General features: G+C 35.7%; 11 protein-coding genes. 7 read left to right on the top strand and 4 right to left on the bottom strand.

What is annotated here, in order from left to right:
• The first annotated feature begins 53 nt into the window (after positions 1 to 53).
• Positions 54 to 719 carry a ribonuclease T gene (gene rnt, locus CEP47_RS04515; RefSeq protein WP_261920981.1) on the top strand — a complete coding sequence of 222 codons (666 nt, stop codon included), beginning with the start codon at positions 54 to 56 and terminating at the stop codon, positions 717 to 719.
• Between the two features lie 108 nt (positions 720 to 827).
• Positions 828 to 2,180 carry a Na+/H+ antiporter family protein gene (locus CEP47_RS04510; protein WP_261920982.1) on the top strand — a complete coding sequence of 451 codons (1,353 nt, stop codon included), beginning with the start codon at positions 828 to 830 and terminating at the stop codon, positions 2,178 to 2,180.
• 94 nt (positions 2,181 to 2,274) lie between these two features.
• On the opposite strand, the gene crr is transcribed toward CEP47_RS04510, so the two are convergent.
• The 4 genes from crr to rsgA all read right to left on the bottom strand — a co-directional run bounded on the left by crr (position 2,275) and on the right by rsgA (position 6,280).
• The gene (crr, locus tag CEP47_RS04505; RefSeq protein WP_261920756.1) at positions 2,275 to 2,775 is read right to left on the bottom strand and encodes a PTS glucose transporter subunit IIA; all 501 of its coding nucleotides are present in this window, start codon (positions 2,773 to 2,775) and stop codon (positions 2,275 to 2,277) included.
• 65 nt (positions 2,776 to 2,840) lie between these two features.
• On the bottom strand, positions 2,841 to 4,568 hold the full coding sequence (gene ptsI, locus CEP47_RS04500) for a phosphoenolpyruvate-protein phosphotransferase PtsI (RefSeq protein WP_261920757.1): 1,728 nt from the start codon (positions 4,566 to 4,568) through the stop codon (positions 2,841 to 2,843).
• Between the two features lie 35 nt (positions 4,569 to 4,603).
• Entirely contained in the window at positions 4,604 to 4,861 is a 258-nt protein-coding gene (gene ptsH / locus CEP47_RS04495) for a phosphocarrier protein Hpr (protein WP_261920758.1), read from the bottom strand.
• Between the two features lie 354 nt (positions 4,862 to 5,215).
• Complete coding sequence (gene rsgA / locus CEP47_RS04490; protein ID WP_261920759.1) at positions 5,216 to 6,280, bottom strand: small ribosomal subunit biogenesis GTPase RsgA; 1,065 nt, start codon at positions 6,278 to 6,280, stop codon at positions 5,216 to 5,218.
• 78 nt (positions 6,281 to 6,358) lie between these two features.
• On the opposite strand from rsgA, the gene orn reads away from it, so the two are divergent.
• The 5 genes from orn (at position 6,359) to rlmKL (ending at position 12,936) form a co-directional block, all read left to right on the top strand.
• Positions 6,359 to 6,904: an oligoribonuclease gene (gene orn, locus CEP47_RS04485; protein WP_261920760.1), complete on the top strand. Its 546-nt coding sequence runs from the start codon at positions 6,359 to 6,361 to the stop codon at positions 6,902 to 6,904.
• 199 nt (positions 6,905 to 7,103) lie between these two features.
• Complete coding sequence (fadD, locus tag CEP47_RS04480; RefSeq protein ID WP_261920761.1) at positions 7,104 to 8,807, top strand: long-chain-fatty-acid--CoA ligase FadD; 1,704 nt, start codon at positions 7,104 to 7,106, stop codon at positions 8,805 to 8,807.
• Positions 8,808 to 8,924: 117 nt separating this feature from the next.
• A complete protein-coding gene (gene rnd, locus CEP47_RS04475) occupies positions 8,925 to 10,067 on the top strand; it encodes a ribonuclease D (protein ID WP_261920762.1) in 1,143 nt (380 codons plus the stop codon).
• A 3-nt stretch (positions 10,068 to 10,070) separates the two neighbouring features.
• Entirely contained in the window at positions 10,071 to 10,637 is a 567-nt protein-coding gene (locus CEP47_RS04470; protein ID WP_261920763.1) for a YtfJ family protein, read from the top strand.
• A gap of 127 nt (positions 10,638 to 10,764) precedes the next feature.
• Positions 10,765 to 12,936 carry a bifunctional 23S rRNA (guanine(2069)-N(7))-methyltransferase RlmK/23S rRNA (guanine(2445)-N(2))-methyltransferase RlmL gene (gene rlmKL, locus CEP47_RS04465; protein ID WP_261920764.1) on the top strand — a complete coding sequence of 724 codons (2,172 nt, stop codon included), beginning with the start codon at positions 10,765 to 10,767 and terminating at the stop codon, positions 12,934 to 12,936.
• The last annotated feature ends 3 nt before the right edge of the window (positions 12,937 to 12,939 follow it).

The raw sequence follows: 12,939 nt of genomic DNA, 5'->3' as shown, positions 1-12,939 counted from the left end.
TAAGAGAAAATCTGAAACAAAGTAATGGCCATTTAGCTGTTGCAGAAATTGAAATACAGACAGAAGCGGAACAGGTGAATTATCATCTCTTAAAACATCGTTTTCGGGGGTATTTTCCTGTTGTGATTGATGTTGAAACGGCAGGCGTGAATGCTCAAACAGATGCTTTATTAGAAATAGCCGCAATTACTTTAAAAATGAATGAACAAGGTATTTTAGAGATAGATCAGCGTTATCACGCCCATATAATGCCATTTGAAGGGGCAAATATTAATCCAGAAAGTATGAAAATAAATGGAATTGAACTGGATAGCCCTTTTCGACAAGCGGTGCATGAAAATATTGCATTAAGCGAGCTTTTTAAAGTAATTCGAAAAGAACAGAAAAAAGCGGGGTGTCAACGTTCCATCATTGTTGCACATAATGCGTCTTTTGATCAGGCGTTTTTAAATTCGGCGGTAGAACGTTGTGGTTTAAAACGCAATCCTTTTCATCCGTTTTCTAGCTTTGATACAGCGACTTTAGCGGGCTTTATGTTTGGTCAAACTGTATTATGTAAGGCTTGTGAAATGGCTGGTCTTGAATTTGATTTACATCAAGCCCATTCTGCTTTATATGATACTGAAAAAACAGCAGAACTTTTTTGTTTAATGGTTAATCGACTCAAAGAAGTAGGCGGTTTTTTGCCATTATTTTCACAAAATAACGCAAAAGCGTAAATAATCCTAAAAAATTAATCACTTAACTCTCGACAAATGTAAAAAATATTGTAGATTGTATAGTTCGTATTAATTTAGCAAGATATTAACCAAGGAAGTGATTTTATGATATTAGCCAACGAAGTGGTGGTGTCGATCATCGTTTTACTCGGCTTAAGTTTATTGAGGATCAATGTTGTTATTGCCCTAATTATTTCGGCAATGGTTGCAGGGCTACTCGGTGGCTTGGGATTAGATAAAACAATTAATGTTTTTACGGATGGATTAGGTGGTGGTGCATCTGTTGCAATGAATTATGCGGTGTTGGGTGCATTTGCAGTCGCTATCTCTCGTTCGGGATTGACCGATTTACTCGCTTATAATTTTATTCGGCGAATCGGCAGTAAACCACAAGTAAAAACGGTGATGTGGTTTAAATATATTCTTTTAGCAATATTATTATCTTTTTCAATTTCTTCACAAAATATTATTCCTGTGCATATTGCCTTTATTCCAATTGTTGTTCCGCCATTATTGGAAATTTTTAACCGTTTAAAATTAGATCGTCGTGCAGTTGCTTGTGTGTTAACTTTTGGTTTAACCGCAACTTATATGTTATTGCCAATTGGTTTTGGTAAAATTTTTATTGAAAGTATTTTAGTGGCAAATATTAATCAAGTTGGACAGTCGTTTAACTTACATACTACTACCACTCAAGTGTCACTTGCGATGTTAATTCCTGTGATGGGTATGATTTTAGGCTTATTATTTGCGGTATTTGTTAGCTATCGTAAACCAAGAGAATATCTATCTGTAACTCAGGAAACAACCACTGAATTAGAACAGCGTATTGCTCAGATTAAATCCACTCAAATTTGGGTCAGTGTTATAGCAATTTTGGTAACTTTTGCACTACAACTCTTTACTGAATCAACCATTATTGCGGCTTTAGTCGGCTTGATGATTTTTGCTTTAGGTGGCATTTTCCGCTTAAAAGAGAGTAATGATGTTTTTCAGCAAGGATTACGTTTAATGGCGATGATTGGTTTTGTTATGATTGCGGCTTCTGGTTTTGCAAAAGTGATTAATGCAACAGGTGGTGTAACAGAACTAGTACAAAGTTTTAATCATACTTTAGGGGCTAATAATAAAGGATTAGCCGCATTTTTGATGTTATTAGTTGGGTTGTTTATTACTATGGGGATTGGTTCTTCATTTTCTACCGTACCAATTATTACTTCTATTTACGTGCCATTATGTATTAGTTTTGGTTTCTCTGAATTAGCAACAGCGGCAATAGTCGGTGTGGCTGCAGCATTAGGTGATGCAGGATCGCCAGCCTCTGATTCTACATTAGGGCCAACATCAGGACTTAATGCCGATGGAAAACATGATCATATTTGGGATACCGTTGTACCAACCTTTATTCATTATAATATTCCTTTACTTGTCTTTGGTTGGATTGCGGCAATGGTTCTATAAGATAGATCAAAAAAACTGCACTTGGTGCAGTTTTTTGATCACTTAATATTTTGAGATATAAAAAAACCACAGTATTTACTGTGGTTTAATTTACTTATTTTTTTAACACTAATACAACAGTTTTACCAGCGACTGTTTCGCCAGTTTTTTTATCCATATGGCTTATTTCGTCCATATTAGAGACCACAACAGGGGTAAGGATAGATTTGGCTTTTGATTCTAATAATGGTAAATCCAACTTAATTATTGTCTCACCTTTTTTCACTTTTTGACCTTCTTGAGCAATACGCTGAAAACCTTCACCTTTTAACTCAACAGTATCAATCCCAAAATGAACAAATAGTTCAATACCATCATCAGATTCCATTGAAAAAGCGTGATTAGTTTCAAAAATCTTACCAATTACGCCATCAACAGGAGCAACAATTTCATCACCAGTAGGGCGGATTGCAATACCATCACCAACAATTTTCTCAGAAAAGACAACGTCTGGTACATCTTCAATATTAACAATTTCGCCAGTAAGTGGTGCAAAAATTTCAACTTCTACGCTTTTGCTATCTTTAGAACCAAATAATTTATCAAAAAAACCCATTTTTGTTCTCCTAAATTAGCCACTAAAAGTAGCTGATAATATAGCTTAAAAATTAACGTTTGTATCTAATTTAATGCTTTTTCCGCTAAAAAATCTGTAAGCAAACGTTCAATATCTGCTGTAGTAGGTTGTTTTAGGGCTTCTTCGGCTAATTCTTTTGCATCTTCATAATTAACATTACGAATTAATTTCTTGATGCGTGGAACTGACATTGAACTCATACTAAATTCATCTAATCCCATTCCAAGTAGAAGAATAGTTGCTTTTTCATCACCTGCAAGTTCGCCACACATACCTGTCCATTTACCTTCAGCGTGTGAAGCATCTATTACCTGTTTAATAAGGTTTAACACCGATGGTGTCATTGGATTGTATAAATGAGAAATAAGTTCATTACCACGATCTACTGCTAAGGTGTATTGAGTAAGATCGTTAGTACCAATACTAAAGAAATCAACTTCTTTCGCTAAGAATTTAGCATTGACAGCGGCTGACGGAGTTTCAACCATCACACCAACTTGAATGTTTTCATCAAAGGCTTTGCCTTCGTTACGTAATTCTTGTTTTAAATTTTCTAAAATTTCTTTCAGCTGGCGAATCTCTTCAACTGAAATAATCATAGGGAACATTACAGCGAGTTTTCCGAAAGCAGATGCACGCAATACAGCTCTTAATTGAGCATTAAGAATTTCACGTCGATCTAAAGCAATACGAATGGCACGCCAACCGAGGAATGGATTCATCTCTTTTGGTAAGTTAAGATAAGGTAACTCTTTATCTCCACCAATATCCATCGTACGTAAAATAACCAAACGATTATTCATTGATTCAACTACGGCTTTATAAGCTTGGAATTGTTCTTCTTCAGTCGGAAGTTGATCACGATCCATAAAAAGGAATTCGGTACGATATAGACCTATTCCTTCCGCACCATTACGTTCTGCACCTTCAACATCACGGATCGTTCCGATATTGGCACAAACATCAACTTGATGTCCATCTAACGTCATAGCAGGTAGATCTTTCAATTTAGCCAGTTCTGCTTTTTCTTCTGCCAGATCTTGTTCTAAGATGCGTAAACGGTCGATGTCTGCTTGGCTTGGATTAACATAAACAGCATTATTAATCGCATCTAAAATAAGAAAATCACCATTTTTGACCTGAGAAGTTACATTATTTGTTCCCACAATAGCTGGTAATTCTAGTGAACGAGCCATAATAGAAGTGTGGGAAGTACGACCACCGATATCGGTGATAAATCCTAATACTTTATCTAGATTAAGCTGTGCGGTTTCTGATGGAGTAAGATCATAAGCAACTAAAATTGATTCTTCAGCAATTTCACTCAAATCAATGATTGGCATACCTAAAATATTTTTTAATAATCGGTTACCAATATCTCGAATATCACCTGCTCGTTCTTTTAGATATTCATCATCAATTTCAGTTAGCATTGCAACTTGTTGATCAATAATGGTCGCTGCTGCAGTATCTGCAGTAACTAAATTTTCTTTAAGATAATTAATGATTTCATCTTCTAATTCTTCATCTTCAAGAATCATTAGATGACCTTCAAAAATGGCTTCTTTTTCTTCTCCTAATGTATGTCTTGCTTTCTCTTTAATGGCTGTCAGTTGTGCAACTGCTGCTTTACGTCCAGCATAAAAACGATCTATTTCCGTATTTACTTCATTTTCGTTAATTTTGCGTGAGTTAAGCTCAATTTTTTCTTCTTTCAACACTAAAGCTTTGCCAAAGACAATGCCAGGGGAAGCTAAGATACCAGAAATCATAATGTAACCTTTTGTATTTATTAATAAAGATAGAATTATTCTAAAGTTGGGATAAGAGCAACTAAATGATCTACCGCTTTTTGCTCATCTTCACCTTCTGCAGAGATAGTGATGACAGTACCTTGCGTTAAGCCTAGTGTTTGTAATTTGAATAAACTTTTTGCGCTCGCACTTTTTTCACCTGAAGTGACAGTAATTTCAGAGGTGAATGCTTTTGCTTCTTTGACAAATTGAGCTGCTGGACGAGTGTGTAAACCATTAGGGGCAGTAATAGTAATCTCTTTGCTGTACATAGGAATCTCCTAATTAAATATGTGGATGAATAGCAAAATAACACTTCTTTTTAGCTTATTTTTATGGATAAAAACAACTGAAAAAGGTTAAGTGTTAGCTTTTTAACAACTTTTTAATATTTATTTTATTTTCTAAAATAAATTGTGAGGTAAGTATCAATATTCTTTTTCGATAATCAAGCAAAAAACACAAAAATTTTGAGATACCGCACAAAAAAAACATAAAACAGATTAATAAATAAACACTTTTTAAGTGGTAAAGTTATGTAAGATAAGTATCAGATACGCTAAAAATGCTTTGATGATCTGTGTTTCAATATTGTTACAGATCATCATTATTCTTATTTAAATTATTCAGATGGAGAAATGGCGTTGAGATTTTGTTTCTGATCTTGCTGCAATTAAACGGTGGTAATTTTGATATCGTATTGTGCTGATTTTACCACTTTCAACGGCTTCTCTAATTGAACAGGCTGGATCTTTAGCGTGTTTGCAATCTCTAAATTTACAAGTTCCTAAGTAAGGGAGAAATTCTCGATAGCCTCGAGTGATTTGATCAGGTTCTAAATGCCATAATCCAAATTCTCTGATACCCGGAGAATCAATTAATTTTCCACCTTGGGGTAAATGATATAAACGTGAAGCGGTAGTGGTATGCTGTCCTAAACCAGAAAGAGAGCTTATATCTCCAGTTAAGGCGTTTACATTAGGGAGAATAGTATTGACTAAACTAGATTTACCTACCCCCGATTGCCCAACAAAAATAGCGGTGTGATTGGCTAAGAATTGAATTAATTCAGGAATATTTTCCCCTGTTTTAGCTGAAAGAGAGAGGGTTTGATAACCAATATGGCTATAAATTGATAACATTTGTTGAGCATCTTCTCGTTCTTTTGGTGAGAGAAGATCGATTTTATTTAAAATAATAATCGGTTCAATCTTGATTAATTCACAGATAACTAAATAACGGTCAATAATATTGAGAGATAATTGAGGCAAAGCGGTAGCAACAATAATAATACGATCGATATTTGCTGCAATAGGTTTTAATCCATCATAATAATCTGGGCGACTTAATTCACTCATTCGATGATGTCTTGCTTCAATGACACCACCAACCCCTTGTAATTGTTGATTGGCAGCACGCCATACCACCAGATCCCCGACAACAATACTATCTAGTGTGCGTCTAATATTACAACGTATAATTTCCCCATTGTGATTTTCAACATCTGCGTGGGTTGCATGCCGACTAACAACTAGCCCTTCTTGTGCTTCACCAAAGAGACCATCTATTTCATCAGAGAACTTGCTGGCTTCATTATGGTTTTGATTTCTTGCTTTTTTTAGCATTAGTGCTTTTTGTCGATTTGCGTTAATTCGTCTTTGTTGATTTTGGGTTAATCTACGCTTTGCCAAAGTAAATCCTTAAAATAATATGAGTTTTAAGATAAAATGAAAGAAAATGCGACTATTTATATAGGATAAGTAACAATTATGCAATTAGATAAACAAAATCTAATCTGGATTGATCTAGAAATGACAGGATTAAACCCTAATCAGGATCGTATTCTTGAAATAGCAACAATAGTAACAGATAAGAATTTGACGATTTTAGCGGAAGGACCTGTACTTGCGATTCATCAATCTGAAAGCGTGTTAGCTACAATGAATGAATGGTGTATAAAAACACATAGTGCTAATGGTTTAGTTGAACGTGTTCGCCAAAGTCGTTTAACTGAAAGAGCGGCAGAGTTACAAACGTTAGATTTCTTAAAAAAATATGTTCCTAAAGGGGTATCACCAATTTGTGGCAATAGTATTGCTCAAGATAAACGTTTCTTATTTAATTATATGCCAGAACTTGCCGATTATTTTCATTATCGTTATTTAGATGTCAGTACATTAAAAGAGTTAGCGACTCGTTGGAAACCAGAGATTTTATCTGGTTTTACTAAACAAAATACACATTTAGCATTAGATGATATTCGTGAATCTATTGCTGAGTTAGCCTATTATCGTCAACATTTCTTGCAATTATAGATTAGAGCAAGGCTGAAATAGCTATTTCAGCCTGTGGGGTTGTATTTTTCTTAAACGTGACTATTTTCGAGGAATAATCCAGTTTGAAAAGCGGTTTAATTGTCCTGATATGGTATGAGGAAGGATTAAATAAACATCAAGCTTGTTTTATGTTAAAATACAATAACTTGTCGTAGATTAATAATAAATAGTGAATAAAATGGAAAAGTTATGGTTAAAAAATTATCCGCCTGAATCAGTGATGGATGAAAAAACTTTAGCATATCAATCTTTAGTTGAAATGTTTGAAAAGGCGGTGGTCGCACACCCTGATCGAGCGGCTTATGTCAATATGGGACAAGTATTAACATATCGTAAACTAGAAGAACGTAGTCGAGCTTTTGCCGCTTATTTGCAAAATGAATTAAAACTAGAAAAAGGTGATCGAGTAGCATTAATGATGCCGAATATCTTGCAATATCCGATTGCCTTGTTTGGCGTGCTACGTGCAGGCTTGATTGTTGTCAATGTTAATCCTTTATACACCCCACGGGAATTGAAGCATCAGTTGCAAGATTGTGGTGCAAAAGCGATAGTGGTGGTCTCTAATTTTGCTTCAACGTTAGAAAAAGTTGTTTTTGATACTGAAGTAAAGCACGTCATTTTGACCAGAATGGGTGATCAACTCTCTTTTGGAAAACGGACTTTAGTTAATTTTGTCGTTAAATATATTAAAAAGTTAGTGCCTAAATATCGTTTACCCCACGCAGTTACTTTTCGTGAAGTCTTGCGGATTGGAAAATATCGCCAATATGTTCGCCCTGAAATTGTGCAAGACGATCTTGCCTTTTTACAATATACAGGTGGTACGACAGGGATTGCAAAAGGGGCAATGTTGACTCACGGTAATATGATAACCAATATTGCACAAGCAAAATGGTTAGCTGCAGTTTTTGTTGGGGCAGATGTAGATAAAGAAAATCGTTTTATGACGATAGCATTACCGCTATATCATGTTTTTTCTTTAACAATGAATGCGTTATTAGGGATTGAATTAGGTTTAACGGGGATTTTAATTACCAATCCACGTGATATTCCAAATTTTATCAAAGAATTAAAACGTTATCGTCCTATTGCTATCACTGGCGTTAATACATTATTTAATGCTTTATTAAATTACGATGAGATTAAAGATGTTGATTTTTCAAAGTTAAAATTAACAGTTGGCGGTGGAATGCCTATACAACAAGCAGTTGCACAACGTTGGTTTGATTTAACGGGTAACCCAATCTTAGAAGGATATGGTATGACTGAATGTTCGCCATTAATCGCTTGTAATACTGCTAGGTTTAGTCGGCATGTTGGTAAAATCGGGGTTCCAGTCCCTAATACTGAGATTAAAATTGTAAATGATGATGGTGAAGAAGTTGGCTTGAATCAGGCGGGAGAACTTTGGGTGAAAGGTCAGCAGGTGATGCAAGGTTATTGGAATATGCCTGAAGAAACCGCTAAAGTCTTACAAGATGGTTGGTTGGCAACTGGAGATATTGTCATAATGGATGATGATTATGAATTGAAACTGGTTGATCGTAAGAAAGATATGATCATTGTTTCTGGTTTTAATGTTTATCCAAATGAAATTGAAGATGTTGTGATGCTGAATCCGAAAATAGCAGAAGCGGTGGTGATTGGGGTACCGCATTCTGTATCAGGTGAGATAATCAAAGTCTTTGCGGTGAAAAAAGATCCTAGTTTAACCGCAGAAGAATTACGCCAACATTGTCGCCATTATTTGACTGGCTATAAAATTCCTAAAGAAGTTGAATTTCGTGATGAGCTACCAAAAAGTAATGTAGGTAAAATTTTACGTCGTTTAGTGAGAGAAGAAGAACTTGCTAAACGTACGACAACTTCAGTTAATTAAGGTGTTATTATCGTTACAATAAGGGGTATGTTAAAGGCATACCCTTTTATTTTGATGAATTAAAATCAGAGAGGATCTTGAGAACGATCCTTTCTTGCACAAATGTATGGAAAGAGAATGAAACAAAAACTATCAGATTTTGATTATGTTTTAATTACAACAGAAACTGAGTTAGAGCAGATCTGCCAACAAGCTCGTCAACAACCTGTAGTTGCATTGGATACGGAATTTATTCGTATTCGGAGTTATTATCCAAAATTGGGATTAATTCAGTTGTATGACGGACAGCAAGTAAGTTTGATCGATCCATTGCAAATCTCAGATTTTACTCCTTTTATTGAGTTACTTGCAGACTCTAAGGTGCTGAAATTATTACATGCAGGGAGTGAGGATTTGGAGATTTTTCAACATCAATTTCAACAAATGCCAATACCAATGGTAGATACACAAATTATGGCTGATTTTCTTGGTTTTCCACCATCAGTAGGGTTTGCCAAGTTAGTTGAACATTTTTTTGAGATTCATATTGATAAAGCGATTTCTCGTACGGACTGGTTAGCTCGCCCTTTATCGCTTAAGCAGTGTTATTATGCTGGAAGCGATGTATTTTATTTATTACCTATTTATCAAAAATTACAGCAACAGCTAGTTGAAACACAATGGTATCAAGCGGTTATTGATGAGAGTGAAGCGTTAATCTATAAGCGTCAACGGCAAATCGATCCAGATTTAGCTTATCTGGAAATAGGTAATGCGTGGCGATTAAATAGACAAGAACTTGCGGTATTACAAAAATTAGCAAAATGGCGTTTAACTGAAGCGATTAAACGGGATCTTGCACCGAATTTTGTTCTTAAAAGTGAGTCTTTATATCGGCTTGCACAAACTCAACCGAAACATACTTCACAGTTGTTTGAGTTAGAGCTACATCCAAATGAAATTCGGCATCATGGGAAAAAATTACTGAGTTTAATTGCACAAGCACAACGGATTGATCCTACACAATATCCGCCTTTAGTCGCAAATATTGCTTTGAATCCGAATTATAAAAAAGCAATACGTTTGTTACAAAATAACATCAAAAAACTTACACCAACAGGTTTAGCACCACAATTAATTGGCAGTAAACGTTTGTTACATCAATTATTAACTTGGTATTGGCAAAAAAATAAAACAGAAAAAGTGCCTAAATTGTTACAAAATTGGCGTAAACCCTTTGGTGAACAATTACTGATTCTTTTACAACAAGAAGGAATTTAATTTATGCAACAATTTATTTATTTTGCGATGCTGTTGGTGGTGTCTGTATTCTCTATCAGTGTATCTGCTCATAATTTAATGGTGGGGCAGCCGCCTAAAGAGATACGAAAGGTTGTAGATGGTGAAGTATTATTGACATCGGAAAAAATTATCTATCGTCCGTGGGATAGCTTTGATTTAAGTGGAAAGGTACGCATTGTTCAGCATTTTGCTGCTCGTAGTTCGGCAAAAGCATTAAATGATCAGCTTATTAATGCCATTACTGCAGCACATTTTCCTCAAGATCGGTATCAAACAACAACGATTGTTAATCTTGATGATGCTATTTGGGGAACAACAGGTTTTGCACGCAGTAAAACTGAAAATGGGAAAAGAACAGCCCCTCATTCTCAAGTGATTATTGACAATGACGGTAGAGTCAAAGCAGCGTGGGGGTTACAAGCGAAAACGGCAATGACAATGGTTTTGGATCGTAAAGGGCGAATTCGTTTTATCAAAGAAGGAAAATTAACTCCATCTGAGGTAGAAGAGATCATCGCTATGGTGAAGCAACAAATTACCCACCCTTAATTTAAGGTGGTATATCAATTTAAGTAGGGAATTTAATCCAGTATGACAACTGTATTAGGTTTCTAGATAGAGGCGAGATTTGTTATACTCTGGCTAACTTTTTATTTCTAATGTTTAAGTAAATTTTATGAAATCTCTATTTGCAACCACTGCACGTGGCTTTGAAGAATTATTAAAAACAGAATTAACACAATTAGGTGCAACAGAATGTTGTATTGCTCAAGGTGGGGTACATTTTAAGGCAAGTGATGAAGTGTTGTATAAAAGCTTGCTTTGGAGCAGATTAAGTTCAAGGATTTTGTTACCGTTAGTGAAAACAAAAGTTTTTACCGATTTAGATCTTTATACGGCGGTAGTCAATTTTAATTGGCAACAACATTTTGATGCCAATAGTACCTTTTTAGTCGATTTTAATGGGACTAATCGTCAAATACGCCATACGCAATATGGGGCTATGCGAGTAAAAGATGGCATAGTCGATCATTTTGAACGGCAAGGCGTTGCCCGTCCTAATGTAGATCGTCATTATCCTGATATTCGGATTCACGTCTATTTACAGCGTGATGATGCGGTTATTTCATTAGATTTAAGTGGTGAAGCATTACATTTACGTGGTTATCGGCAAGATACTGGTGCCGCACCATTAAGAGAGACACTTGCGGCAGCGATTATTGTTCGTTCTGGCTGGCAACTAGGTACTCCCTTAGTTGATCCAATGTGTGGTTCAGGGACGTTATTAATTGAAGCTGCTCAAATGGAAGCGAAAATTGCACCACAATTACAGCGAGTACATTGGGGATTTAATCACTGGAAAGGACATAACCAATCTGTCTGGCAACAAGTAAAGCAAGAAGCAGAACAGTTAGCCGATAGTCGTTTTTCAACTAATCCGCAACCGCATTTTTGGGGATTGGATATAGATCGCAAGGTATTGGCAAAAGCTGAACAGAATGCCAGAAATGCGGGGGTGGCTCACTTAATTCGTTTTCGCCAAGCTGATATTGCGAATTTAGTTAACCCTTGTCCAGATGAAGTTACAGGTACGCTAGTTTCTAATCCACCTTATGGAGAACGATTAGGCACTACCCCAGCCTTAATTGCACTGTATTCTGTTTTGGGGCAACGTTTGAAACAACAATTTTCAAATTGGCAAGTCTCTATTTTTACTGGTGATGTGACGTTACTAGATTATTTACGACTGCGAGCATATCGCCAATTTAAAGCTAAAAATGGGCCTTTGGAATGTGTACAAAAAAATTATCAACTTAGTGCACGGAAGGCATTAAATGAAGAAGAAGGTGATACTCCATCGGTTGAACAATCAAATAATTTTTCTACTTCAATAGAGAATCAGATTGTTGCGGTTGATTTTGCAAATCGATTACAAAAAAATTGTAAAAAACTTGAAAAATGGGCGAAGCAACAAGGTCTAGAAGCTTATCGTTTATACGATGCTGATTTGCCAGAATATAATTTAGCAGTTGATCGTTATGCGGATCATATTGTTATACAAGAGTATGCTGCACCGAAAAATATTGATGAACGAAAAGCGAGACAACGTTTACTTGATGCGGTGGCGGCAACGTTACAGGTAACGGGAGTTGCCACCAATAAATTAGTATTAAAAGTGCGACAAAAGCAGAAAGGATTGAATCAATATGAAAAATTGGCTAATCAGGGCGAATATTTTTTTGTCGAAGAATATGGTGCAAAATTGTGGGTCAATTTAACGGATTATCTGGATACTGGGTTATTTTTAGATCACCGCTTAACTCGTAAGATGGTAGGGGAAATGGCAAAAGGAAAGACTTTTCTTAATCTTTTTGCCTATACAGGTTCTTGTACTGTTCATGCTGCTTTAGCGGGGGCAAAAACCACTACAACGGTTGATATGTCAAATACCTATCTGAATTGGGCGGAACAAAATATGCTATTAAATGACTTAGAAGGTAGTCAACATACTTTTATTCAAGCCGATTGTTTACAATGGATTCAAGAATGTCATCAGCAATATGAAGTTATTTTTGTTGATCCGCCAACTTTCTCTAATTCTAAACGTATGCAACAAAGTTGGGATGTACAGCGAGATCATCTACAATTATTACAACAATTAAAAAGCATTTTATCTCCAACGGGTACAATTATTTTTTCAAATAATAAACGAGGTTTTAAAATGGATTTAGCTGGGTTAGCAGAAGTTGGATTAACAGCGGTTGATATTACACCTAAAACTTTGCCCCTTGATTTTGCACGGAATAAGCATATTCATAATTGCTGGTTAGTAACGTTAGATGTATAACAG

Origin of the sequence: Mergibacter septicus (assembly GCF_003265225.1) — a bacterium.
GTDB classification, from domain to species: Bacteria; Pseudomonadota; Gammaproteobacteria; order Enterobacterales; family Pasteurellaceae; genus Mergibacter; species Mergibacter septicus.
Note: the sequence above shows the minus strand (reverse complement) of the source record. Positions and strands in the feature narration are given on the sequence as shown.